At 67.2% G+C, this 24,408-nt stretch carries 25 protein-coding genes; 5 read left to right on the forward strand and 20 right to left on the reverse strand.

Annotated features, from left to right (window positions below):
* Position 1 precedes the first annotated feature (1 nt).
* The 3 genes from ACSQ89_RS05520 to ACSQ89_RS05530 form a co-directional block, all read right to left on the reverse strand.
* Positions 2 to 1,189: a YncE family protein gene (locus ACSQ89_RS05520; RefSeq protein ID WP_436293730.1), complete on the reverse strand. Its 1,188-nt coding sequence runs from the start codon at positions 1,187 to 1,189 to the stop codon at positions 2 to 4.
* A 101-nt stretch (positions 1,190 to 1,290) separates the two neighbouring features.
* The gene (locus ACSQ89_RS05525) at positions 1,291 to 1,515 is read right to left on the reverse strand and encodes an alpha/beta fold hydrolase (protein WP_436293824.1); all 225 of its coding nucleotides are present in this window, start codon (positions 1,513 to 1,515) and stop codon (positions 1,291 to 1,293) included.
* 208 nt (positions 1,516 to 1,723) lie between these two features.
* Entirely contained in the window at positions 1,724 to 2,161 is a 438-nt protein-coding gene (locus tag ACSQ89_RS05530) for a nuclear transport factor 2 family protein (RefSeq protein WP_436296136.1), read from the reverse strand.
* Between the two features lie 14 nt (positions 2,162 to 2,175).
* On the opposite strand from ACSQ89_RS05530, the gene ACSQ89_RS05535 reads away from it, so the two are divergent.
* The 3 genes from ACSQ89_RS05535 (at position 2,176) to ACSQ89_RS05545 (ending at position 3,028) form a co-directional block, all read left to right on the forward strand.
* Positions 2,176 to 2,400: a hypothetical protein gene (locus ACSQ89_RS05535; RefSeq protein WP_139191795.1), complete on the forward strand. Its 225-nt coding sequence runs from the start codon at positions 2,176 to 2,178 to the stop codon at positions 2,398 to 2,400.
* 124 nt (positions 2,401 to 2,524) lie between these two features.
* Positions 2,525 to 2,743 (forward strand): hypothetical protein, encoded by a 219-nt coding sequence (locus ACSQ89_RS05540; RefSeq protein ID WP_436293729.1) that lies wholly within the window; start codon positions 2,525 to 2,527, stop codon positions 2,741 to 2,743.
* Positions 2,744 to 2,755: 12 nt separating this feature from the next.
* Positions 2,756 to 3,028: a hypothetical protein gene (locus ACSQ89_RS05545; protein WP_436293728.1), complete on the forward strand. Its 273-nt coding sequence runs from the start codon at positions 2,756 to 2,758 to the stop codon at positions 3,026 to 3,028.
* Here the strand turns inward: ACSQ89_RS05545 and ACSQ89_RS05550 are convergent.
* The 14 genes from ACSQ89_RS05550 to ACSQ89_RS05615 all read right to left on the reverse strand — a co-directional run bounded on the left by ACSQ89_RS05550 (position 2,991) and on the right by ACSQ89_RS05615 (position 18,911).
* Positions 2,991 to 3,809 carry a M55 family metallopeptidase gene (locus tag ACSQ89_RS05550; protein WP_436293727.1) on the reverse strand — a complete coding sequence of 273 codons (819 nt, stop codon included), beginning with the start codon at positions 3,807 to 3,809 and terminating at the stop codon, positions 2,991 to 2,993. The two genes, ACSQ89_RS05545 and ACSQ89_RS05550, sit on opposite strands and share 38 nt — an antisense overlap.
* Positions 3,806 to 4,825: a P1 family peptidase gene (locus ACSQ89_RS05555; protein ID WP_436293726.1), complete on the reverse strand. Its 1,020-nt coding sequence runs from the start codon at positions 4,823 to 4,825 to the stop codon at positions 3,806 to 3,808. Before ACSQ89_RS05555 ends, ACSQ89_RS05550 begins: the two co-directional genes overlap by 4 nt.
* 3 nt (positions 4,826 to 4,828) lie before the next feature.
* On the reverse strand, positions 4,829 to 5,698 hold the full coding sequence (gene gsiD, locus ACSQ89_RS05560; protein WP_244504109.1) for a glutathione ABC transporter permease GsiD: 870 nt from the start codon (positions 5,696 to 5,698) through the stop codon (positions 4,829 to 4,831).
* 13 nt (positions 5,699 to 5,711) lie between these two features.
* Positions 5,712 to 6,632 carry a glutathione ABC transporter permease GsiC gene (gsiC, locus tag ACSQ89_RS05565; protein ID WP_093111586.1) on the reverse strand — a complete coding sequence of 307 codons (921 nt, stop codon included), beginning with the start codon at positions 6,630 to 6,632 and terminating at the stop codon, positions 5,712 to 5,714.
* A 19-nt stretch (positions 6,633 to 6,651) separates the two neighbouring features.
* The gene (gsiB, locus tag ACSQ89_RS05570) at positions 6,652 to 8,199 is read right to left on the reverse strand and encodes a glutathione ABC transporter substrate-binding protein GsiB (protein ID WP_093111584.1); all 1,548 of its coding nucleotides are present in this window, start codon (positions 8,197 to 8,199) and stop codon (positions 6,652 to 6,654) included.
* Positions 8,200 to 8,236: 37 nt separating this feature from the next.
* Positions 8,237 to 10,132 (reverse strand): dipeptide ABC transporter ATP-binding protein, encoded by a 1,896-nt coding sequence (locus tag ACSQ89_RS05575; protein WP_436293725.1) that lies wholly within the window; start codon positions 10,130 to 10,132, stop codon positions 8,237 to 8,239.
* A gap of 11 nt (positions 10,133 to 10,143) precedes the next feature.
* Entirely contained in the window at positions 10,144 to 11,112 is a 969-nt protein-coding gene (locus ACSQ89_RS05580; RefSeq protein ID WP_436293724.1) for an isoaspartyl peptidase/L-asparaginase family protein, read from the reverse strand.
* The gene (locus ACSQ89_RS05585) at positions 11,109 to 12,065 is read right to left on the reverse strand and encodes a MurR/RpiR family transcriptional regulator (protein ID WP_436293723.1); all 957 of its coding nucleotides are present in this window, start codon (positions 12,063 to 12,065) and stop codon (positions 11,109 to 11,111) included. The genes ACSQ89_RS05580 and ACSQ89_RS05585 overlap by 4 nt, the downstream gene beginning before the upstream one ends.
* Before the next feature lie 414 nt (positions 12,066 to 12,479).
* Positions 12,480 to 13,895, reverse strand: a complete 1,416-nt coding sequence (gene pyk, locus ACSQ89_RS05590) for a pyruvate kinase (protein WP_436293722.1) — start codon at positions 13,893 to 13,895, stop codon at positions 12,480 to 12,482.
* A gap of 47 nt (positions 13,896 to 13,942) precedes the next feature.
* Complete coding sequence (gene otnI, locus ACSQ89_RS05595) at positions 13,943 to 14,725, reverse strand: 2-oxo-tetronate isomerase (RefSeq protein ID WP_436293721.1); 783 nt, start codon at positions 14,723 to 14,725, stop codon at positions 13,943 to 13,945.
* Positions 14,726 to 14,745: 20 nt separating this feature from the next.
* Positions 14,746 to 15,393, reverse strand: a complete 648-nt coding sequence (locus ACSQ89_RS05600) for a class II aldolase/adducin family protein (RefSeq protein ID WP_093111569.1) — start codon at positions 15,391 to 15,393, stop codon at positions 14,746 to 14,748.
* Positions 15,390 to 16,703, reverse strand: coding sequence for a 3-oxo-tetronate kinase (otnK, locus tag ACSQ89_RS05605; protein WP_436296137.1), 1,314 nt, complete (start codon positions 16,701 to 16,703; stop codon positions 15,390 to 15,392). Before otnK ends, ACSQ89_RS05600 begins: the two co-directional genes overlap by 4 nt.
* A complete protein-coding gene (gene ltnD / locus ACSQ89_RS05610) occupies positions 16,700 to 17,590 on the reverse strand; it encodes an L-threonate dehydrogenase (RefSeq protein ID WP_093111567.1) in 891 nt (296 codons plus the stop codon). Before ltnD ends, otnK begins: the two co-directional genes overlap by 4 nt.
* 10 nt (positions 17,591 to 17,600) lie before the next feature.
* Positions 17,601 to 18,911 carry an MFS transporter gene (locus ACSQ89_RS05615; protein WP_436293719.1) on the reverse strand — a complete coding sequence of 437 codons (1,311 nt, stop codon included), beginning with the start codon at positions 18,909 to 18,911 and terminating at the stop codon, positions 17,601 to 17,603.
* Between the two features lie 298 nt (positions 18,912 to 19,209).
* On the opposite strand from ACSQ89_RS05615, the gene ACSQ89_RS05620 reads away from it, so the two are divergent.
* Complete coding sequence (locus ACSQ89_RS05620; RefSeq protein WP_093111565.1) at positions 19,210 to 20,226, forward strand: LacI family DNA-binding transcriptional regulator; 1,017 nt, start codon at positions 19,210 to 19,212, stop codon at positions 20,224 to 20,226.
* A gap of 22 nt (positions 20,227 to 20,248) precedes the next feature.
* Here ACSQ89_RS05620 and ACSQ89_RS05625 read toward each other — a convergent pair whose 3' ends face one another.
* Positions 20,249 to 21,637 carry a c-type cytochrome gene (locus ACSQ89_RS05625; protein WP_436296138.1) on the reverse strand — a complete coding sequence of 463 codons (1,389 nt, stop codon included), beginning with the start codon at positions 21,635 to 21,637 and terminating at the stop codon, positions 20,249 to 20,251.
* Positions 21,567 to 22,271 (reverse strand): RNA polymerase sigma factor, encoded by a 705-nt coding sequence (locus ACSQ89_RS05630; protein WP_436295698.1) that lies wholly within the window; start codon positions 22,269 to 22,271, stop codon positions 21,567 to 21,569. Before ACSQ89_RS05630 ends, ACSQ89_RS05625 begins: the two co-directional genes overlap by 71 nt.
* Before the next feature lie 125 nt (positions 22,272 to 22,396).
* On the opposite strand from ACSQ89_RS05630, the gene ACSQ89_RS05635 reads away from it, so the two are divergent.
* Positions 22,397 to 23,194, forward strand: a complete 798-nt coding sequence (locus tag ACSQ89_RS05635; RefSeq protein ID WP_436295697.1) for a class I SAM-dependent methyltransferase — start codon at positions 22,397 to 22,399, stop codon at positions 23,192 to 23,194.
* Positions 23,195 to 23,214: 20 nt separating this feature from the next.
* Here the strand turns inward: ACSQ89_RS05635 and ACSQ89_RS05640 are convergent, their stop codons facing one another.
* Positions 23,215 to 24,264: a glycosyltransferase family 2 protein gene (locus ACSQ89_RS05640; protein ID WP_436295696.1), complete on the reverse strand. Its 1,050-nt coding sequence runs from the start codon at positions 24,262 to 24,264 to the stop codon at positions 23,215 to 23,217.
* Positions 24,265 to 24,408 lie beyond the last annotated feature (144 nt).

Here is a 24,408-nt window from a genome sequence, read left to right on the forward strand (position 1 = left end):
TTCAGTGCGTGACGCGGCCCCGCATGGCTGCCGGATGCCCCGCCAGCCCGAAGGATTTGCCCGTAGGCACCAGCGTGTCGCCGTCGACGCGCAGGATCGTGATGTCCTGGTCGATGAAGTTGCCGACATAGAGGTACTTGCCGTCGGCGCTGAACACCGCGCCTTCGGGCAGGCCGCGCACCTCGACCTCGTTGGTGCGCGTGACCTTCCGGCCGTCGATCCGCAAGCCCACCACCGAGCCGTTGCGGTTGTAGAAGTAGGCGTTCTTCGCCGAGTTGCTGCCGCGCAGCAGCACCGCCACGGCGAACTTGCCGGTCGGGCTCACGGCCAGGCCTTCGGGGCCGTCGCCGACCACCACCTTGTCGATCACGCGCGGCGGTTTGGCTCCGAGGTCGATCACGCTCACCGTGTCGATCTGGCCGTCGGAAGCGCCGGAATTGCCGTTGTCGGCCGTGAGCGCGAGCTTGCCGTCGGGCGTCACGTCCAGGTTGTAGGGCCAGAGGCCGGCCGCGAAATCGAGCTTGTTGTACGTGACCTTCTCGCCCTCGACCTCGAGCATCGCGACCTTGTGGTTAGGGAACTTGCTGGCGAGTGCGCGCCGGCCGTCGGGCGTGAAGCGCACGTGCGAGACCGACTCGCCCATGGCCACGGTGTCGATCAGCGTCACCTTCTGGCCTGCGATGCGCAGCACGCTGACCGAGTTGTCGGCGCGGTTGGCCACCAGCGCCAGCGTGCCCGCGCGGTTGATCGACAGGCCCGAGGGCTGCCTGCCGATGGCGAGCGTGTCGATCAGCTTCGGCGGCGTGGCGGCGAGGTCGATCACGAAAAGCCGGTTGTCCGGCACCTGGCGGCGCACGCCGTTCTCCTCGACCACGTTGAGCGAGTTGGCGACCAGCGCGAGCTTCTCGTCGGCCGTGATCGCGAGGTTGGTCGGCGGGCCGGCGATGGTGTTGTCCAGCGGCAGCGTGACCACGTTGCGCGGCGCGAGCGGGTCGGTGCCGATGTCGATCACCTGCACGCTGTCGCGGCCATGGGCGGCAAGCACCACGGCGCCGGCGTCGCTCCACGACTGCTTCTCGTCGTTGGCGACCAGGAGGAGCTGGCGTTGTCCTGCCGTGGGTGTCATGCCGGCGCAGCCTGAGAGGGCGGCCAGGGCGAGCGTGCCGAGAGCGAGGAAGCGAAGGCGCATGGTGTTGTCTCCGTTGTTGTTTTCGACGGGGCCCGTCGGGCGGCCATCGTAGCCGGCGAAGCGCCGCGCAGGCTCAGGGAATACCAGCCGCCGCCGCGCCTTCAGGCCGCGACCGTCTCGCCGAGGAAACGCCGGATGGCTTCGGCGATCTCGTACCCATGGGTTTCGAGCGCGAAGTGGCCGATGTCCAGGAGCTGCACCCGCGCGTTCGGGTTGTCGCGCGGAAAGGCCTCGGCGCCCGCCGGCAGGAAGAAGGGATCGTTTCGCCCCCACACCGCGAGCAGGGGCGGCCGATGCGCGCGGAAGTACTGGTGGAACTCGTGGATCGAAACCTATGCGGCGCTCGCCGGCGAGATGAAGGCGGGAGCTGCCGCGTGAACGATTCGGTGGCGGCCTACCATGCGGCGCGTCGCTGGCGCGCGAGATGCATGCGCGTGCTGTTGCGGCGCCTGTTGCGGCGCGGCGTTGCGCGTTTGGTTCTTGCCGCGGCTAGCGTTCGCCGTCTATCGCACGCCGCATGACGGGTGCGTCCGTTTACGTCGTCGCCGCGAGCGCGGCGGCGGTGTCGTAGAACTCCATGAAATCCACGATCTTGCCGTCGCGCATCCGGATCACGTCCGCCTTGGGCGTCTTCACCGTCTTGCCGGTTCCGCGATGTTTCCACTCGCAGCTGCCCAGCATCACGACGCGGTCGCCCTGGGCAAGGAATTCATCGGCCGTGTAGTCGAGCATCTCCCAGCTCCTGCTCAATTCCAGGAAATAGCGCTGCACTTCAGATTTCGAACAGCAGCCCTGGGTGTAGCTCGCGCCTGCGGCGGTGGCGCCGAGCGAGCACCAGTGGACATCCTCGGCCATCAGGTCCATCCAGTGCTGGGCGCTGTCGCCCCTTGAGTCGTTCCAGCGAAGGTATCCGTCGCGGAGGACCGCCACGTTTTTCTCTTCCAAAACGGTCATGAAAGCCTCCTGGTCCACAGCGGACGCTCATCTTGCACAAGTTCGATGACGACGGCAATCTGCCATTGGACAAGCTTGCCTGCGCCGGCCAGATCATGCTGCTGGTGCGGTGTGTTCTGCCTCTCGGCCTTCCTCATCCGGGTGGCGCGCAAGCCGACGCGCAAAGAAGTGGATCTTCCCCAAGCCGGCCATTGGGGCCTTTCCGTGGCTTATTGCACGCTTCGGCCGATCGCTTGCGCGAATCGGCTGAAGCGTGAAATCCATCGCTTCCGCCTATGCCTTCGCGCGCATCCAATGGGCTCCCTGGTCTTCAACAAAAGGGCCGCCATGTTCTCCAAGCTGTTGAGCTCATCCCGACGCGTCTGGCACCGGACTTCGCCCGTGCGCCGACGACAGGCGGTCGTGGCGCAGGCGCACGGCCAGACCATGCTGCTCGACTGCCAGTGGCAAGAAGGCTGGTGGTCGGGCGTGGTCAAGATTCGCGAAGCTTCGGAAGAACGCGTCGTGCATGTCTGCATCGAGCTGCGGGCCACCGCCGACGATGCGCTGAACGACGCCGAGCACGACGCGCAGCGCCTGGCGCTGATGTTCGCGCAGTAGGAGGAGACCGCCATGCACCCCGACGCCATCGAACTGATCGTGGACGAGCCCGTCGCCGGCCACTTCTACTGGATCCTGCAGAAGCACGCCGAACTCGACGGCAATCCCATCGCCATCGAATCCGCGCAAGGCCCGATGCCGAGCTACAGCGCCGCCATGATGGCCGGGATCGAAGCGCTGCAGCGGCGGGCCGACAGCCGCGGCGAGGGCGTTGCCTGCCCCGTCGTCACCGTGTACGTCGATCCGTTCAGCGCAGCATCGCCGACATCGCCGAGCAGCAGTTGAGCATGCGCACCGCGGCCTCGACCGAGGGCGCGGAAAAGCGCAGCTCGGTCGCGGCGACGCGCTCGAACTCGGGCCACTGGCAGAACAGGTCGGCCAGCGCGGGCGCTTGGGTGTGCAGCGTGACCGAGAGCGGTTTCTGCATGACGAATGTCTGTGCGCCGTCACGGGCCGCAAGTGCCGCTTCCACGCCGATGCGGATCGCCGCACACGCCTGTGCCGGCGACAGTGACACCCCGCTGGTCTGGCCTGTCGCACGCTTGGTCTGCACGAAGGTGGCGTGCGGGAACAGCGGCCGGTTCTCCGCGATGAAGACGTCGTCGCCGCTGGCCATCAGCACCGGCGCGCCGTATTCGCCCGCCAGCGCACCGTAGAGCGCGGCCTCGCCCACGGCCTGGCCGTTGATCTCGACGCCGGCGAAGGCGAAGCTGTTGATGGTGTGTGCAAGGATGCCCAGGCCCTGGGCGCGCGAGTGGTAGCCGACCATACACACGCCGTCCATGCCGAGTTCGACGCCGCTCACCATGCTCAGGTAGCGCGGCTTGCCCTGGATCACCTGGGCGCGCGCGTCGAGCAGCTCGGGCAGCATGTTGCGGAAGTCGCCATGCGAGTCGTTGACCCAGACCTCGCTCGCACCGCCGTCGAAGGCGCCGGCGATGGCCGCGTTCGCCTCCTCGGTCATGAGCCGGCGGGCGCGCTCGTATTCGGGATTGCCGGCACGCACCTGCTGGGAATGGAAGACGCCGGCCACGCCTTCGATGTCGACGGAGATCAGGATTTTCATGTTGGAGCAAGTTCGCGCAGCAGCGCGCTGAGCGCCGGCCGCACATGGCCGTCGCGTCCGGTGACGGGATCCGCATGCCACAGCGCATTCAGGATGGCCTGCTCCGTGCTGTCGGCCGCGGCCTGGAACAGGTCGTCGAGCAGGCCGTCGTGCAGGAGCGCGACGGCCGGCATCGGCGCTTCGCGCCGCTGCGGCAGCGTGTAGGCGGTCGAGAAGGCGAGCGCGATGTCGCCGCTGCCGTGGCCGAAGACCGAGCCGGTGCGCGCGAGGCCGGCGCCGGCGCGCAGCGCCAGCCGGCGCAGCTGGCGTGCGTCGAGCGGTGCGTCGGTGGCGATCAGCATGATGATCGAGCCCTTCTCCGTATCGGCCTGCTGCGCCGTTGCGAGCCGCCTGCCGACCGGCTGGCCGGCGATGAGGAGGTTGGGCAGCAGGCCGAAGTTGGCGAGCGCCAGCGCGCCCACCGTGTGCGTTCCGGCGCGCCGCGACGCGCTGCCGATGCCGCCCTTGAGCGAGAAAGAGGACATGCCGCGCCCGGCGCCGACCGAGCCCTGCGCCACGTCCTCGCCGGCCGAAGCGCAGGCCTGCAGGTAATGGCCCTCGTTGACTGCCATGCGCTGGATGTCGTTGAGGAAGCCGTCGTTGCACTCGAACACCAGCGGGTTCACCGTCGGCAGGCTGCGCCCGCATTCGGGATTTGCGGCGACGCACTGGCGGATCTGCGCCGCCGCCACGGCCGGCACCGAGAAAGTGTTGGTCAGCGCGATCGGCGTCTCCAGCACGCCGAGCTCCTCGACCTGCAGCAGGCCGATGCTCTTGCCGAAGCCGTTGAGCACCGCAAAACCCGCGGGCACGCGCTGCAGGTAGGGATCGCCGGCATGGGGTCGAACCACGGTCACGCCGGTCTGCACCTCGCCCTCGGCCAGCGTGGCATGGCCGACCGTGACGCCGGCGACGTCCGTGATGGCGTCGCGCGGGCCCGAAGGCAGCGTGCCGATGCGCGGGACCGCGGGGCTCATCTTCTAGAGCCGGTCGATTTTCGGATCGAGGGCATCGCGCAGACCATCGCCCAGCAGGTTGAAAGCCAGCACCGTGAAGAAGATCGCCAGCGACGGGAACAGCGCGACGTGCGGCGCGTTGACCATGTCGGCGCGCGCCTCGTTGAGCATCGCGCCCCACTCGGGCATCGGCGGCTGCGCGCCCATGCCGAGGAAGCTGAGGCTCGCGGCCGTGATGATCGAGGTGCCCAGGCGCATCGTGAAGTAGACGACGATGGACGAGATCGTGCCCGGAAGGATGTGGCGCAGCAGGATGGTGCGGTCGTTGGCGCCGATGCTGCGCGTGGCCTCGATGTAGGTCAGGTTCTTCAGCACCAGCGTGTTGCCGCGCACCAGCCGCGCGAAGGCCGGCACGCTGAACACCGACACCGCGACCACCACGTTGGTCATGCTGCTGCCCAGGATGGCGACCACGCCCAGCGCCAGCAGGATGCCGGGAAAGGCGAAGAGCACGTCGGAGATGCGCATCACGATGCGGTCCCACCAGCCGCCGTAGTAGCCGGCCAGCAGGCCCAGCACGGTCCCCACGATGGCGCCCAGCACCACCGAGAGGAAGCCGGCGGCCAGCGAGATGCGCGCACCCATCAGGATGCGGCTGAAGATGTCGCGCCCGAGCGGGTCGACGCCGAACCAGTGCGCCGCCGAAGGGCCCGCATTGATCTTGTCGTAGTCGAAGAAGTTCTCGGCGTCGTAGGGCACGATCCACGGCGCGAGGATCGCGACCGCCACCAGCAGCAGCACGAAGACCAGCGCGGCCAGCGCCACGTGCTGCATGCGGAACTTGCGCCAGAACTCGGTCCACGGCGTGCGCACCTTGCCTTCGGTGGCGAGCATCGGGACCGGCGCGTCACTTGTAGCGGATGGTGGGGTTGATATAGCCATAGAGCACGTCGACCACGAGATTGATCAGGATGAATTCGAGCGAGAAGAGCAGCACCAGCGTCTGGATGATGGGGTAGTCGCGCATGTCGACCGCGTCGACCAGCAGGCGCCCGAGGCCGGGCCAGTTGAACACCGCCTCGACCACGATCGAGCCGCCGAGCAGGAAGCCGAACTGCAGCCCCATCATCGTGACCACCGGGATCAGCGCGTTGCGCAGGCAGTGCTTCAGGATGACCCACTTCTCCGACACGCCCTTGGCGCGCGCGGTGCGAATGAAGTCTTCCTGGATCACCTCGATGAAGGAGGCCCGCGTGAAGCGCGCCATCACCGCGGCCACGGCGGCGCCCAGCGTCAGCGAGGGCAGGATGTAGTGCCGCCACGACTCGGCGCCCACCGTGGGCAGCCAGCCGAGCTGGACCGAGAAGATCTGCATCAGGAGCATGCCGAGCGCGAAGGCCGGGAACGAGATGCCTGAGACCGCCAGCGTCATGCCGAGCCGGTCGGGCCACTGGTTGCGGAACACCGCCGACGTGATGCCGATGGCCATGCCGAAGACCACGGCCCAGGCCATGCTGCTGATCGTGAGCAGCAGCGTCGGCATGAAGCGCTCGGCGATCTCGGTCGACACCGGCCGCTTGGAACGCAGCGAATGGCCGAAGTCGCCCTGCAGCATGTTGCCGAAGAAGTTCAGGAACTGCTGCGGCAGCGGCTTGTCGAGGCCGAGGTCCGCGCGCACCAGCGCCACGGTCTCGGGGCTGGCGTCCGGCCCGGCCGCCAGCCGCGCCGGATCGCCGGGCAGCATGTGCACGAACAGGAACACCAGCACCGCGACGATCAGCAGCGTCGGCAGCAGACCCAGCAGGCGCTTGAGGACGTACTGGGTCATGGGCGATTCCGCGCCGCGATCACTTCAGCTCGACTTCGTCGAAGTTGAAGCTGCCGTCCGGGATCACGTAGAAGCCGGCCAGGTTGCGCGCGCGCACCGACAGCAGCTGCTCGGTCACCAGGAAGGCCCAGGGCGCGTCCTTCCAGATGCGCTGCTGCGCGTCGGCGTAGATCTTGGCCTTGGCGGCAGGGTCGGTGGTCACCAGCGCCTTCTTGATGTCGGCATCGACCTCGGGGTTCTTGTAGTAGGCGGTGTTGAAGAGCTTGGGCGGGAAGGACTCGGAGGCCAGCAGCGGACGCATCGCCCAGTCGGCCTCGCCGGTCGACGAGGACCAGCCCACGTAGTACATGCGCACCGGCGCGGTGGCCGGGTCCTGCGCGCTCTCGACGCGTTCGACGCGCTGGCCGGCCTCGAGCGCCAGCACCTGCACCTTGATGCCGACCTGCGCCAGCTGCTGCTGTACGAACTGGATGACCTTCTGTGCCGTCGTGTAGTTGTAGGCCGACCAGAGCGTGCTCTCGAAGCCGTTCGGGTAGCCGGCTTCCTTCAGCAGCTCGCGCGCCTTGGCCGGGTTGTAGGGCCAGGGGCCGAGCTTGGCCGCGCCCTCGATGCCCTTGGGCAGCACGCCTTCGGCCGGAATCGCATAGCCCGAGAACGCCACCTTGACCAGCGCTTCCTTGTTGATCGCGTAGTTGACGGCCTCGCGCACCTTCGGGTTGTCGAAGGGTTTCTGCTGCGTGTTCATCGAGATGTAGCGATGGATGATCGAGGGCGAGCTGCTCACCTCGAGGCTGGGCTTTTCCTTCAGCGTCGCGGCCGCTTCGGGCGGCATCGGGAAAGCGAAGTGCGCTTCATTGGTCTGCATCATCGCGGCGCGCGTGTTGTTGTCGACCACCGGGCGGAAGGTGATGCTGTCGACCTTCGGGTAGCCCTTCTTCCAGTAGCCGTCGAACTTGGCGACCTTCAGGTAGTCGGTGGCCTTCCATTCGACGAACTTGAAGGGGCCGGTGCCGACCGGGTTCTGCGCGATGCCCTTGTTGCCGTACTTGGCCAGCGCGGCCGGCGAGATGATCACGCCCGAGGGGTGCGCGAGCGTGTTGATGAAGGGCGAGAAGGGCTCGCTGAGCGTGAAGCGCACCGTGGTCGCGTCGACCGCCTCGGTCTTGGCGATGTTCTTGTAGAGGTTGTAGCGCTTGAGCTTGTTGTCCGGGTTGGTCACGCGGTCGAAGGTGGCCTTCACGGCCTCGGCATTGAAGGGCGTGCCGTCGTGGAACTGCACGCCCGTGCGCAGCTTGACGGTGTAGACCAGGCCGTCCTTGCTGACGGTGTGGCCCGTGGCCAGCACCGGCCCCATCTTCATGTCCTTGTCGAAGCCGTAGAGGCCCTGGTAGAAGGACTTCGCGACGGCTTGCGACAGCGTGTCGTTGGCGTCGTAGGGGTCGGTGGTCGTGAAGCCGGACTGCACCGCGACGACGATGTCCTTGGCGGCGTGCGCCGACAGCGCGAAGCCGGCCAGGCCGGCGATGGTCAGCGCGGCGGCGATGCGGGAGAGGCGTTGCTTGTTCATGGTGGAACTCCTTCTTTGAAGTCGGTGACGTTGAAAATCAGTTGATCGGGTGCTGCGCGACGAAATGGCCGGGGCCTACCTCGACGAGCGGCTTGACGCCGGGCTCGTAGCCCACGGGGTGCATGGGGCTGGGAATCTCGCCCTGCAGCAGCGGCCGGTCGCGGTTGCGGCGCGCCGGATCGGCGACCGGCACGGCCGCCATCAGCTTGCGCGTGTAGGCGTGCTGCGGATTCTCGAAGATCGCGCGCCTGGGGCCGATCTCGACGATCTGGCCCAGGTACATCACGGCCACGCGGTGGCTGATGCGCTCGACCACGGCCATGTCGTGCGAGATGAACAGGAAGGCGATGCCCAGCTCGCGCTGCAGGTCCAGCATCAGGTTGACGATCTGCGCCTGGATCGACACGTCCAGCGCCGACACCGACTCGTCGGCCACCACCACCTTGGGGTTGAGCGCGAGCGCGCGCGCAATGGCGATGCGCTGGCGCTGGCCGCCGGAGAACTCGTGTGGGTAGCGCTGCGCGTAGTCGGCCGGCAGGCCGACCTTCTCGAGCAGCCAGCGCACGCGCTGCTGCGCCTTGGCGCCGCTCGCGATCTTGTGCACCAGGAGCGGCTCCATGATCGAGAAGCCCACCGTCAGGCGTGGGTCGAGCGAGGCGAAGGGGTCCTGGAAGATGAACTGGATGTTGCGCCTGAGCGCCTGCAGCTCGCCGGTGGGCAGCGTGAGGACGTTGCGGCCGTCGAACTCGATCGCTCCGCCCTGGCTCTCGACCAAGCGCAGCAGCGAACGGCCGGTGGTGGACTTGCCGCAGCCCGATTCGCCGACCAGCGCCAGGGTCTCGCCGGCACGCAGATCGAAGTTGATCTGTTCCACGGCATGCACCACGCGCGTCACGCGGCTGAAGAGGCCGCTTTTCAACTCGAAGCGGGTCACCAGGTCTTTCACGCGCAGGATCGGTGGCTGGTCGCTCTGCACGGTGTCCTGCGGGCTCGCATCGCTCACGCTCACGCGGGCGCCCACGGCGTCGACCTGCAGCAGCTCGAAGCGCCGGGGCAGGGCGGTGCCGCGCATCGCGCCCAGGTGCGGCACGGCCGAGAGCAGCGCACGCGTGTAGGCATGCTGCGGCGCCGCGAACAACTGCTCGGAGGGCCCGGCCTCGACCTTGTCGCCCTGGTACATCACCAGCACGCGATCGGCCACCTCGGCGACCACGCCCATGTCGTGCGTGATGAACACCACGCCCATCTGCATCTCGGTCTGCAGCTCGCGGATGAGCTGGAGGATCTGCGCCTGGATCGTCACGTCGAGCGCGGTGGTCGGCTCGTCGGCGATCAGGAGCGAGGGCCGGCACGACAGCGCCATCGCGATCATCACGCGCTGTCGCATGCCGCCCGAGAGCTGGTGCGGGTAGCGCGCGAGCACGCTGCGTGCTTCGGGAATGCGCACCAGCTCCAGCATGCGCAGCGCCTCGGCGGCTGCTGCGGCGCGGTCCTTGCCCTGGTGGATGGCGATGGCCTCGGCGATCTGGTCGCCGGCGGTGAACACCGGGTTCAGCGAGGTCATCGGCTCCTGGAAGATCATCGCGATGTCGGCGCCGCGGATGCCGCGCATCGTCGCGTCGGAGGCCCGCGCCAGGTCGAGCACCCGGCCGTCGCGGCGCCGGAAGGCCATGCGGCCTTGTGCAATGCGGCCGCCGCCGTATTCCACCAGACGCATCAGCGACAGCGAGGTGACGGACTTGCCCGAGCCTGACTCGCCGACGATGGCCAGCGTCTCGCCGCGGTCGACGTGGAAGGACAGCTCGCGCACCGCGTCCACGGTGCGCTCGGAACTCGCGAAGCGCACGGTGAGCGCGTCGACGGCGAGCACGCGCTGGCCGGGCAGCTCCAGTGCGGCGGATGTCGCGGTTGGCGCGGAGAGGACGGTGGACATGGTGGCAGCGTTTATCGATGGATGGCAGTGTGCGGCGCCTCGGCGCCGCGCGCATGGCCCCGGTACATGCCCTCGGTGTTGAAGGGCAGGCAGACGTTGCCGGCGCGGTCGATGGCGATCAGGCCGCCGCTGCCGCCGATGGCAGGTACGGCCTGCATGATCACGGCGTGCGCGGCCTGCGCCAGCGACTGGCCGGCGTAGCGCATGCGCGCGCAGACGTCGTAGGCCGCGGCCGTGCGGATGAACATCTCGCCGCTGCCGGTGCAGGACACGGCGGCGCGCTTGTCGTCGGCATAGGTGCCGGCGCCGATCAGCGGCGAGTCGCCGACGCGGCCGACGCGCTTGTTGGTCATGCCGCCGGTGGAGGTGGCGGCCGCCAGATGGCTGCGCCGGTCGAGCGCGACGGCGCCGACGGTGCCGAACTTGTTGGTCTCGTCCAGCGGCGCGGTGGACAGCGCCGCTGCGCGTGCCGCGCCGTCGTGGTCGAGCGCGACGCGGCCTTCGGCGCGCGCGCGCCGCAGCTGCTCGCGGCGCGCCTCGGTGGAGAAGTACTCCGGTTCGACCATTTCCAGCCCGCGCCCGCGCGCGAAGGCCTCGGCGCCGGCACCGGCCAGCAGCACGTGGGCGCCGTCGTCCATCACCGCGCGCGCGGCGTGCACCGGGTGGCGGACGCGGCTGACGCCGGCGACGGCGCCGGCGCGCAGCTCGGCGCCGTCCATCACGGCCGCGTCGAGCTCGTGCGTCTCGGCGCTGGTGAAGACCGCACCGTGGCCGGCGTTGAACAGCGGGCAGTCCTCCAGCATCTCGACCGCCAGGCACACCGCGTCCAGCGCGCTGGCGCCGCGCAGCAGCAGCGCCTGGCCGGCGAGCACGATGGTGCGCAGCGCGTCGTGGTAGGCCGCGGCCGCGCTCGCGTCCAGCGCCGCCGCGCTGATGGTGCCCGCGCCGCCGTGGATGGCAATGACCGGTGTGGTTCTCATCGTGCCTTCTTCTTTCTGTTCGGCGCGCGCGGCGCCGGCGCCTGTTGGTTCTTTTCGGCGTTGGCGGCCCGCAAGTCCTGCGCGCCATGCAGCCAGGGCATGACCGAGTGGACGATCTTGCCGGCGGCCTGGAAAGCGCCCGGCGCGCGCAAGGCCACCGCGCTGGTCAGCGCCTCGATCAGCGCCAGCACGCTGGTCTCGCAGTTGGGGCGGTAGCGGGTCTCGGTCTGCGCATAGAGCACCACGTCGGCCAGCGGCGCCAGCGGCGAGCTGGGTCGGTCGGTCAGGGCCAGGACGCCCACGCCCTGGGCGCGGGCGATGCCGGTCAGCGCCATGGTGTCGGTCAGGTAGCGCGGGAAGCTCAGCGCCACCAGCAGGTCGCGCGGCCCGCCGCGCGACAGGGCGCGCGCGCCGTGCGTGACGCCGCTCACCGAGGGCAGCAGGCGCACGTCGGCGCAGTAGGTGTCCAGGCCATGCTGCAGCAGCCCGGACAGCCAGGCGCTGGCGCCGAAGCCGACGACGTAGATGGTGCGCGCGTCGAGGATGCGCGCCACCGCCGCCTCGCAGGAGGCCGGGTCCAGCGCCTGGCGGGTGGCCTCGATGTTGCCCCGGCTCTCTTCCAGCGCGGCGGCAAAGACCTCGGCCACCGTCGAGGGCTGCGCCAGGCTGCCGCGCAGCCGTTCCACCGGCGCCAGCAGGGGCTCGAAGCCGCGGACCAGTTCGGCGCGGAAGTTCGCATAGCCGTCGAAGCCCAGGGCGCGCGCGAAGCGGTTGGCGGTGGCCACCGACACGCCGGCGGCCGTCGCCAGTTCGTCGATCGGCAGCGTCGCGACCTGCAAGGGGCGCTCCAGCACGTAGTCGGCCACCTGCCGGTGCGAGCGCGTCAGCTGCGGCAGGGCCTGCGCGATGCGCTGCGCCACGGTGGTTGCGGAAGTCGCGGAAGAGGCAAGCATTCGGTTCGGGCTCGCCCCTTCAAGGTGCGAAATATGAAAAGAAAATTACAAAGTGGTGCGAGAAAAGAAAATTTTCGATCATCGGCCGATGTTTAGCAAGTCATGGGCCAGTGGGTTTTCACCAAGGGACCTGTCACGCCTGTCATTCGAGGCGGGCGTGGCAATCCGAGTCGTGCGCGTGAGCAGCGAGTGCTCCGGCGACACCGTCAAGGCGGTGGCCCGGCGCGCGGGCTTCGGTAGCGCTGCTGCGTTCTCACGCGCGTACTCTCGTACGTATGGCTCCGCGCCCGCGGCGGCGAGATCAAGCGCAGCGCCAGTTGACGTGATGCGTGGCGGGCATCACGCAGCACGGCAAGCGCGTGCGCTTCTACTCGACGGTCGAGGCCTTGATGTCCTTGATTCTGGCCATGGATTTCAAGCCTTCGCGATGTGCAGGAAGTTGGTGGTTCCGACGACGCCGAATGGCATGCCGGCTGCGATCGCGACGTAGTCGCCCGAGACGGCATAGCCTTCCCGGCGCGCCAGCCCACAGGCGCTGTCGATCATGTCGGGCACGTCCTGGATGACTGCATCGGAATGCACCGAGTGCACCCCCCAGGTCAACGCGAGCCGCCGAGCGATGCCCAGGTCAGGTGCGATGCTCAGCACGGGCGCGACGGGCCGCTCGCGTGCTGCGCGCAGGCTTGTCGCTCCGGATCGCGTGTAAGTCACGATGGTGGACAACGGGAGCAAACTTGCAGTAACGCGCAGCGACAGGCACACGGCGTCTGCCACTGACGCAAGTGGCTCTTTCCGCGACGCATCCATGCCCGAGCGGTAGTAGGGATCGGATTCGACCTCGGCAATGATCCGGTCCATCATCGCAACCGCCTCCCGTGGATAGGCACCGGAAGCGGACTCCGCGGAGAGCATCACGGCGTCCGCGCCGTCGTACACCGCGGTCGCAACGTCGGAGGCCTCGGCCCTGGTGGGAACCGGTGCGGTGATCATCGATTCGAGCATCTGGGTGGCGACGATCACCGGCTTGCCCGCGTCGCGGCAGGCACGCACGATCCGCTTCTGGATCCGCGGTACCTGCTCGGCGGGCAGTTCGACGCCCATGTCGCCGCGGGCGACCATCACCGCGTCAGTCAGGGCGATGATCGCGTCGAGGCATTCGATGGCGGCGGGCTTTTCCAGTTTCGAAAGGACACCGGTTCGACCTTTGACGATCGCATGCACTTCCTCGAGATCCTCCGGTCGCTGGACGAACGACAACGCGACCCAGTCCACTCCCAGCGTCAGGCCGAAGGTCAGGTCGGTACGGTCCTTGGCCGTGAGGGCTGAGATCGGCAGCAGGACCGATGGAACGTTGACGCCTTTGCGTTCCGATAAGCGTCCACCGTTGACCACACGGGTCTGTGCGAAATCGTGACCGCAAGCTTCGACGATCAGACATATCTTCCCGTCGTCGAGCAGCAGGTCCGTGCCCGGCTTGAGGGCGGCAAAAATCTCTGGGTGCGGCATGGGTGCCCGTGAGGCGTTGCCTGGAGTCGGATCGAGGTCGAGGCGGAAAGCCTCTCCTGTCTTCAGCTCGATCGGGCCGTCTGCGAACGTCCCGATGCGCAGCTTTGGTCCCTGCAAATCGAGCAGGATCGAGATCGGGCGCCCGGCGTCGTGCTCGACCTCGCGGATCATCTTGACGCGCTCGGCATGCTGCGCGTGGGTTCCGTGACTGAAGTTGAGCCGAAAAACATCGGCACCGGCGTCGAACAGCGCTCGGATGGTGACAATGTCGGCACTTGCAGGCCCGAGGGTGGCGACGATCTTGGCGTGGCGTGAACGCTTCATGACAGGTTCCGGATCAAAGAATGAAATCAGTGCTGATGAACGTCGGCTCACGTCAGCCGTCTGAACCACTCCAGGCCGGAGGATGTCGCTCCTTTCGGGCGGTACTCGCAGCCTATCCAGCCATCAAAGCCCAATTCATCGATCAAGTTGAATAGGTAGTCGTGATTGAGTTCACCGACGTCGGGTTCATTCCGAAGCGGTACTCCAGCGATCTGCAGGTGGCCCACATGGCCGGAAGGCAGATACTTGCGCAGCTTCATCGACACATCGCCCTCGACGATCTGGCAGTGGTAGAGGTCCATCTGGACTTTCAGATTCCGTGCGCCGACCTCGGCCACGACCGCGTGCGCCTCATCCTGCCGATTGAGGAAGAATCCGGGAATGTCGCGCGTGTTGATCGGCTCGATCAGTATGTCGACGCCGCGAGCGGCCGCCTGTTCTGCGGCCCAGGCCAGGTTGGCGGTGTAGGTGCGGCGCAGCGTGGTGCGATCCGCGTCCGCCGCCGCAAGCCCTGCCATCGCATGCACGCGCGGGCATTTCAATGCCTCGGCGTAGTCCAGCGCTGTCAGGACACCGCGACGGAATTCCTGTTCGCGCCCGGGCAGACACGCAATGCCGCGTTCGCCCGCATCCCAATCGCCGGGTGGAGCGTTGAACAGTACTTGTTGCAGGCCATGGTCGCTCAGACGCTGCGCGAGAACGGCGCTGTCGTAGGCGAATGGAAACAGGTATTCGACGGCCTTGAAGCCGTCATCGGCCGAGGCGGCGAAGCGGTCGAGAAAGTCATGCTCAGGGTAGAGCATGGTCAGATTGGCGGCAAAGCGGGGCATAGAGCTTCCTTCGTGGGGTGTTACCAGCGCGCGCCGAAGTGGGTGCGCAACTCGTCGATACGTTCAGGTGAGAGCGGCTGAGGCCTTGCCGTCAGCCAAAGCCGCGCGGTCTCCTCCAGCTCTTCGAGCACAGCGCAGGCTTGCGCGGGCGAGCCGTGCCATACGTTGGGACCGAGCCGGTCGAGCATCACGGCGCGGATGGGCGTGCCCGCTTCTCGCATCGTCACGATGCGGCGTGCCACTTCGTCGCCTGCGGCGGGATCGCCGGGCCGGTGGTATGGGATCAGCGGAACGTGACCGACCTTCATCACGTAGTACGGTGTGATCGGAGGAACGATATCGTGCGCGTTCCACACGCCAGCGAGCGAGAGCGCGACCAGGTGGGTGGAATGCGTGTGGATCACGCAGCGCGCGTGCGGGTCGGCCGCATAGATGCGTCGGTGCAGGGCGAGCGTCTTGGATGCGGGGTCGCCGCCGGTTTGAACGCCGTCGATGTCCACCTCGGCCAGGTGCACCGGTTCGAGCTGCCCGAGGCATGCATCGGTGGGCGTGATCAGAAAGCCATTGTCGGTGCGCACGCTGATGTTGCCGGCCGTGCCATGCACATAGCGGCGGTCGAACAGCGACGCGCCAACCCGGCAGATTTCCTCTCGCACGTCGCTTGTCATGCCGCCAGCTGATCGAAAGCCTTCGTGAAGAAGTCGGTCGTTCCGAAGTTGCCGGACTTCAGTGCCATATGCAGCGTCTCGCCGGCACACGCCGGGGAGTGCACGGCCGTCCACGGCACGCCCGGGTCGATCTGGGGGCCGATGCCCATCTGACGCACATTGAGCTCGCGCACCACCGCACCCGAGGTCTCGCCGCCGGCTACGACCAGTTGCCGCACGCCGCGCTCGACCAGTCCGAGCGCGATGCTTGACAGTGCCTCCTCGACCAATTCGCCGGCACGTGCGACGCCGAGTTGCGCCTGGACGTCCTTGACTGAAGCCCACTCGGCGGTGGCGTACACCAGCACCGGCCCATCGAGTACGTGCTCGCCGGCCCAGGCCAAGGCCTCGCCCACCACGTCGTCGCCGGCAGCGATCGCCAGCGGGTCGACCGCAAAGCTTGCCCGCCCGCTGCGCATGAAGTGCAGTACCTGCACGTTCGTCGCCTGCGAGCAACTCCCCGACACGATCGCCCGAAGGCCCGAAGCGGGCGGCAGCCTGTCGGCCCTCGCGGCTGCCGCACCGGGTTCGTTGAACTGCCAGTTCTGCGGCAGGCCGATCGCCAGGCCGGATCCGGCGGTCACCAGGGGCATGTCTTGCACCGCCGCGCCGATCTGTATCAGGTCCTCGTTGGAGACCGCGTCGACCACGGCGATCCGGACACCTTCGGCCTTCAGCGCCGCAAAGCGCTCGCGAATGGCACGCGCACCCTGCGCGACCACGTCATAGGTCACCAGCCCGACCTTGTGCTTCGTCTGAAGCTGAAGCACGCGCACGAGATTGGCGTCCGTCATCGGCGTCAGCGGATGGTTGCGCATGCCGCTGTCGCTGAGCAATTGCTCGCCGACGAACAGGTGGCCGTTGAAGATCGTGCGCTGGTTCTCCGGAAACGCCGGGCAGGCGATGGTGAATTCGCCGTTCGGCAGATCGGACAGCGCGTCGAGCAGCGCATCGGTGACGGGACCGATGTTGCCCTCGGGCGTCGAGTCGAACGTCGAGCAGTACTTGAAGTACACCTGCTGCACGCCCTGGGCGCGCAGCCAGCGCAGCGCATCGAGCGACTGGGCCACGGCGTCGGCCGGCGCGATGGTGCGCGATTTGAGCGCCACCACGATGGCATCGGCATCGATCGCGGCAGATTCGTCCTCGGGTATCCCGATGGTCTGCACGGTGCGCATGCCGCTGCGCACGAGGTTGTTGGCGAGGTCGGTCGCGCCCGTGAAGTCGTCAGCGATGCAACCGAGCAGAGGCTTCGCGACCATGGCGCTCATCGTCCAGCCTTCGGCAGTTCGATGCCGGGGAAGATCTTGATGACCGCCGAGTCGTCTTCCTTCGCGAAACCGGCGGTCGAGGCCTGCATGAACATCTGGTGGGCGGTGCTCGCCAGCGGCAAGGGGAACTTGCTGGCCCGTGCGGTGTCGAGCACCAGCCCGAGATCCTTGACGAAGATGTCCACCGCCGAGAGGGGTGTGTAGTCGGCCTTCAGCACGTGGGCCATGCGGTTCTCGAACATCCAGCTGTTGCCGGCACTGTTCGTGATGACCTCGTACAGCGAGGCGGCGTCGACCCCTTCGCGCAAGCCGAGCGCCATGGCTTCGGCGGCGGCTGCGATGTGCACGCCGGCGAGCAGTTGGTTGATGATTTTCACCTTGCTGCCGTTGCCGGCGCGGTCGCCGAGCCTGTAGACCTTGGCCGCCATCGCTTCCAGCAGTCCCTCGCAGCGCTCGAACGCGGCGGGCTTGCCGGCCGTCATCATCGTCATGTCGCCCGAAGCGGCCTTGGCCGCCCCGCCCGAGATCGGCGCATCCAGGTACAGGATGCCGAGCGCTTCAAGCCGCGATTCCAGTGCGATCGACCAATTGGGGTCGACGGTGGAGCACATCACGAACACGCTGCCGCCGGCCAACTCGGAAGCGGCGCCGTGCGGGCCGAAGAGGATCTCCTCGGTTTGCTGCGCATTGACGACCACCGATATGACCACATGGCAGGACTTGCCTACCTCGGCGGGTGAGGCGCAGGCGACGCCGCCGTCCTTCGCGAAGGCTTCTGCCGCGCCGGGGCGCGCATCACACACGTGCACCGCGTGGCCCGCGCGGCGCAGCGACTTTGCCATTCCGGAACCCATGGCGCCGAGGCCGATGACTCCAATGTTGCTCATCAGGCTCTCCTCAGCGATTGACCAGGCGCGCAGGCGTTCTCAGCACCGCGATGGCGCCGACCACCAGCGTGCCGGCCAGGACGTACATCCCGCTTTGCGTGCTTTGCGTCGCATCCTTCAAGTAGCCGACCAGGTAGGGACTGACGAACCCGGCCAGGTTGCCCACCGAGTTGATCGCCGCGATACCGACCGCGGCGGCGGCTCCCGACAGGAACGAAGTCGGCAGCGACCAGAAAAGCGGCGCGCACGTCAGCACTCCGGCAGCGGCCAGGGAGAGGGCCGCAACGGAGACGACGGTGTTGTGGACGAACGAAGCCGCAACGATGAAGCCGACCGCACCGAAGATCGCGGGAACAACCAGGTGCCAGCGGCGCTCGCGATGCGCGTCGGCGCTGCGTCCGATGAGGTTCATGGCCACGATGGCGCAGCCGAACGGAATGGCGCTGAAGAGGCCGATGTTGAGGTTGCCGGTCACGCCGGTCGCCTTGATCAGGGTCGGCATCCAGAATGTCAGGCCGTACTGCCCCATCACGAAGCAGAAGTAGATCAAGCACATCAGCCAGACGCGCCGGTCACCGAAGATCGCGCCGATCGAATGCTTGCTTTGCGTGCCCTTCTGGTCGGCGACGATTTCGCGTTCGAGCAGTTGCTTTTCCTGCTCGGTGAGCCATTTCGCCTGGCGGATGTTGTTGTCGAGGAACATCAGCACGACCAGGCCCATCACCAGCGCGGGCAGGGCCTCGATGATGAACATCCATTGCCAGCCCTGCATTCCGCCGGTGCCCTGGAAGAGGTCCATGATCCAGCCCGACAGCGGATTGCCGAAAATGCCCGCGACCGGAATCGCCGACATGAACATGGCGATGATCTTGGCCCGGCGATGGGCCGGGTACCAGTACGTCATGTACAGGATCACCCCGGGGTAGAAACCTGCTTCGGCAAGCCCCAGCAGGAAGCGCATGACGTAGAACGTCGTCGGCGTCTGGACCCAGATGAACGCGGCCGACAGCAGGCCCCAGGTGATCATGATCCGGGCGATCCATACGCGGGCGCCTACGCGGTGCAGCAGGATGTTGCTGGGCACTTCGAAGAGGAAGTAGCCGACGAAGAAGACGCCCGCGCCGAGGCCGAACACGGTCTCGCTGAAGCCCAGGTCTTGCGACATCTGCAGTTTGGCGAAGCCGACGTTGACGCGGTCGAGATAGGCGACCACGTAGCACAGCATGAGCAACGGAACGATGCGCCAGAACACCTTCGCATAGGTTCGATCGGCTTCGGCGACGACGGGCCCCTCATGGGGCGATGTGGCAATGGTGGTCACGGGTGTCTCCTGGTGGTGTGGTGAATCGGTTGTCCACGGGCAGCGGTCCAGCGCAGCGAATGCGGGAGACCTCGAGGCTGGGCCATTCCGGTTGTTCGCGCTAACAATTGCATTTTTGCTCGACTGTTAGCGCAAACAATTCAGTATTTACCCTGCCCATTGCGGGACCCACGGCGATGCGGCCTGCAGTCCCAGGCATCGAGAGTGGCCGCTATGCTTGGCTACTCGGCGGGCTTCGCGGCGAACGTTGACGCCGCCGGGTCCGGGCCTGAGCAAATGAGAGGGGATTCAATACCCGATGGATGAACGACAGGAATCTTCTGGCGACGTGACGTTGTCCGAGGTCGCGCGCCTGGCCGGGGTGAGCGGCATGACCGTGTCACGGGTGCTGCACGACCATGTGAACGTCTCCGAGGAGACCCGCGCCAAGGTGCAGGCGGCGGTGGCGGCACTCGGCTACGTGCCGAATCGCCTCGCTGGCGCTCTCGCCACCGCAAGGACGCGATTGATGGTGGTGATCATTCCGTCGCTGGGCAACATCGTGTTCCCGGAGGTCCTGCGCGGAGCGAACGAGCGCTTCGAGGCGGCCGGCTACCAGGCCGTGATCGGCGTGTCGGATTACGACCTCGCGAAGGAAGAGCAGCTCATCGCCGCAATGCAGTCATGGCGGCCGTCGGGCTGGATCCTCGCCGGGCTCGAACACACGCCGCGCGCCCGTCAGATGTTGCGCGAGGTCCGCAGTCCCGTGGTCGAGGTGATGGACATCGATGGCGAGCCGATCGACATGGCGGTGGGATTCTCGAACGTCGCAGCAGGGCGGGACATCGGCAAGTTTCTGGCCGACAGCGGCCGACGCCGCATCGGATACGTCGGCGGCAATCTTGAGCGCGACCTTCGTGCTGGCAAGCGTCTGGAAGGCTTCGTGCAGGCCCTGTCCGAGCGCGGCATCGCGTTGCAGGGTCGGTTCACCGCCGACCAGCCGTCGTCCTTGCTGCTGGGCCGCTCCGGTCTGGCGCAACTGCTTGCCCGGCACCCGGATCTCGATGCCGTCTATTTTTCCAACGACGACATGGCCGTGGGCGGCCTCATGCATTGCATGGCTGCCGGTATATCGGTGCCCGACCAACTGGCCCTGGCGGGATTCAACGGACTGGAAATCGGTGAAGCGGTGCCGCTACGCTTGACGACGATCAAATCGCCGCGCTACCGCATCGGTCAGCTCGCCGCCGACCACATCCTCGCCAGGCTTGCCGGCCAAACGCCCCCGCTGCGGGAGGATATTGGCCTCGAGTTCATCGCCGGGCAGACAGCGTAGAGACATCACCTCCCGCTGCGCCTCACTGCGACTTCAGGTACTGGGCGAGATCTGCAATCTCCTGCGGGGTGAGGCCCAGCGATCGCCTGGTGTTGTAGGTGGCTGCGACCTCCTCGAGCGTGGCGGCTGACCCGTCATGGAAGTAGGGCGCATGCTGCCAAACGCCTCGCAGAGGCGAGGTGCGGTACATCCTGGTCGCCGAACGGGAAGCGTAGCTCGGCGCTTCCGGTTCCGCCATCGAGTCGCTGGGGGGATGCAGCGTCGAGTTGGCATCCGTGAAGAGGGCGCCGCTGTGGCAGTTCACACACTTTCCTGCGCCGTCGAAGACCACCTTGCCCCGCGCGGCTGCAGCGGCGTCGAAACTGCCCGCCGGCGCAGCGGGGGCCGTCAACGACAACTGATACGCCTGCAATGCGGGCAACTTGTTCGTCACCAGGTCTGCGGTGCCGTTGGTGATGCTCAGGTTCAGGCGCGGCTCGGAGAAACTTCCCTGGCCGCCCATCTGGGTCACGGCCACATACCGGTTCCAGTAGGCGATTTCGGCGCCGTCGCCGGTGAAAGTCACGCTGTGAATGCCCTCCAGCCCATAGGCCGGCGGGATGACCACCGGCTTGTTGAGGCCATCGATGTTGAACCGCGGGTCGTACTTGCCTTTGCCCCAAGAGAGATAGACGGCTTTCTTGGCTGCGTCCACCGCCGGGGAAAGCGCGATGATGGCGCCGGGATTCAGGTCCCGATTGGGCCAGCCATCGAGCCGCTTGCCGATGCCCGGCGCGAAAGAATTGTCGACGGTCGAGTGGCAGAGGGCGCAGGTGACGCCGACGCGGGTCAGCGCATCCTTGCCGCCGACCGTCTCCACAGTGCCCTTGAGGCCGACCACAGCGTCCAGCTTCAGCAAGGCGACGGTCGTGGCGGGACTCTTGAGATCGACACTTCCATCCTGGATGCCCTTCGCCACGGCCGGCGGCAGCGCCTCGGCGTCGACCTTCAGCCCGACCGCCAGCGCGGTCACGGGGCTGACTGCGGTACTGATGACCTCATGCATCCGCAGCGTGCCGGTCCAATGGGCTTCGTCGCCGAAAGTGTCGAAGCGGAAGATCTGCTTGCCCTGTGCGACGAGAGCGGCTTGCTCGGCTGCCGGACCTCCGGCGCCACCCGTACCGACGCCGCCTCCACCCCCGCCACCGCCGCACGCGACAGTCAGCGCGGCTGCGACCGCAGTCGTGGTCGCGATCAGCACGGTTCGTGCGCCGACCTGGGTTCCAACGCCGCTCGCTTCCAGCCATTCACGACGTGACGTGGTCATGTGGAGCTCCTTTCGCAGCACCCGTGTGGGGGATTCAGCGCGCAACGCCGGCTTGGCCAATGCCAGCCATGACGCGCGCGATGATGGCGTCGCAGCGAATGCCATCGAAAGCGAACGCATCGCTCAGCGCGACATCGACTTCGCGCGACAGCGACTCGCGCAGCAGCCCGCGGGCGCGAAAGAAGCGGCTGCGCACAGTCGCTTCCGGAATCGCCAGCGCAGCCGCCACTTCCTCGATGCTCATGTCTTCCACGGCACGCAGCACGAACACGGTGCGAAACGCTTCGGGCAAGGCATCGATGCCGGACTCGATCAGGCGGCGCATCTCCCCGCGCATGGCCACGCGCTCAGGCTGTTCGTCGGCGTCCGCGTGCATCCACGTTTCTCCTTGCGCTTCACACAGATCCATGGCGGCGTCGAGCGGGACCACCTGGGCACCGGCACCGCGGCGCAGCCGCCCCAGCGCCTCGTTCACCACGATGCGCACCAGCCAGGTGGACAGGCGCGCCTCGGCCCGGAAGCCGGAGAGTGAACGCCAGGCACGCAAATAGGCCTCCTGCAGCGCATCCTGCGTCTCTTCGTCGTTCTTCAGGATGCTGCGGCCGGTGCGAAACAGCAGGCGGTTGTGCCTGCGCATGATCTGCTGGAAGGCATCGATGTCGCCACGCGCAGCGCGAGCGGCCAGTTCGGCATCGGAGGCGGAGGTCGGTGCAGCGGTGCTGAATGGAAGTGGTGGCATGTCGGATCCCTGTGCCCATTGGATGGGGCAGGGGATCGTGCTGTTCCCGCATGCCGCCTTTGCCGGAACAGGTCCAGCGAGGCGGACAATCCCTTTCTTGGGACATCTCCTGGAGGAGCACACCTATGGCGGATCGAAGGGACACGTGGGCAGCCGGCGATCTCTACGAGCCCTACGTGGGGCGCTGGAGCCGAAAGGTCGCGGCCGAACTGCTGGCCTGGCTTCGGGTGCCGCCGCAGTCGGCATGGCTGGACGTCGGCTGCGGCACCGGGGCCCTCGCGCAGACCATCCTGGACCACGCGCAGCCGGCCTCGGTGCTCGGCATCGATGCCTCTGAAGGCTTCGTCGACCATGCGCGCAGCCATATTCCGGATCCGCGCGCGTCCTTCGAGGTCGGCGATGCGCAGATGCTGCCGGTCGAGGCGGGGCGTTTCGATGCGGCCGTCGCCGCGCTGGTGCTGAACTTCGTTCCGGAGCCCGGGCGCGCGGTCGCCGGGATGGCACGTGCGGTCAAGCCCGGCGGGACGGTGGCCGCGTACGTGTGGGACTACGCCGGCCGGATGGAACTCATGCGCCACTTCTGGGACGCCGCCGTCGAGCTGAATCCGGCGGCCGCTGAACTCGACGAAGGGCGGCGATTTCCGCTCTGCCAGCCGGCGCCGCTCGAGGCGTTGTTCGTCCAGGCGGGATTGCGTGCCGTCGAAGTGCGTCCCTTCGACGTCGCGACGCCGTTTCGCGACTTCGACGACTACTGGACGCCGTTTCTGGGCGGACAAGGACCTGCGCCCGGTTATGCGATGTCCTTGAACGAGGCGGATCGGTCGAGGCTGCGCGAACGCATTCGCGCCGCATTGCCGCGCCGGCCCGATGGCGCGATCTCGCTGAGCGCGCGCGCCTGGGCCGTGCGCGGGTTCGCCGCTTAGGGCCTGTTCGCAGGCCCTAATCAAGCGCGGCGCAGGAATTTTCTCAACATCAGTTTGGCGGGGCTGCTGCCGAAGATCAGCCGCGAATACGAGACGAACAGGTCCTTGGGAAGCAGCACGCTGCCGTAGTAATAGATGCGGTACTGGCGTGGCCCCCGGCGGGTGTCCGGGTGGCGCAGCACCATCCACAGCAGCCCGAGGTCCTTGCCGGCCCCGGACAGCCAGCGTTCGAGGAAGGTGAGCCAGAGATAGCCCCCTTGGTCGTCCAGCGGCCGCCACAAGGAAGCCGAGCCGGGCCTGATCTTCTCGAGCTGGCTGCGCAGCCAGGCATCGAAACGGCGGGCACGTTGCAGCGTCTTCCTGATCTGCTCCAGCGAGACCATCGACCCCGACGAAATGGACGTGAGGTGGATGCGATAGCGTGTCAGCGGTTCGGGAATCCAGGCGGTCGGGCTGAGCAGCGTGGCGGCAGTGCAAAGCTGCAGGTCCTGGTACATCAGCCGATCGGAGTCCAGCGGGCCGATGGCGGCCAGGACTTCGCGCCTGAAGGCCAGCGCCGAGGTCAACGCGAGCACCGGGGTCGAGGCGGCCTTCAATGCCTCGGAAGCGAGCCAGCCCTCGGGCCCTTTGCCGCCGGGATAGTAGGGCGCGAGGCCCAGACGGGGCTGCACCTCGGAGAAGCGCATCATGCTGTGGTGGACCCAGCCGGGGCGATGTCCGTTCACGCGCCCGCGCAAGGCGGCGAGCACCTTTTCGATGCGCTCCGGCGCGATGGCGTCGTCGGCATCGAGCAGGAGCACCACGTCCCCGGAGCATGCGGCGAGCGCGGCATTCGTCGCCGAGCAGATTCCACCGTTTGGCTGATGGATCGCCCGGATCTGGGGCAGGCGCGCCGCATAGCCGTCCAGCACCTCCGCGGTGTCGTCGGTCGAGCCGTCGTTCACCACCACGATTTCGTCAGCGGGGATGGTCTGGGCGAGACAGCTCTCCAGGCACTCGGCCAGGAAGCGGCCGTAGTTGAAGCAGATGATGGCAATGCTCACCCTCGGCACGGGCGGCAGCTCGGGCATCGCCAGCGGCTCGAGCGCAATTTGGACCGGTGCTGCGGACATGGTCTTGCCAGCTTTCCATGGACATGTGTCGGGATGGCGACGAGGCGCACCCCTCCTGCTGTAGGCGCGCGCCGAATTTTGCCAGCGAGGCAAGATGCGCGC

Origin of the sequence: Variovorax sp. LjRoot175 (assembly GCF_964253805.1) — a bacterium.
GTDB lineage: Bacteria > Pseudomonadota > Gammaproteobacteria > Burkholderiales > Burkholderiaceae_C > Variovorax.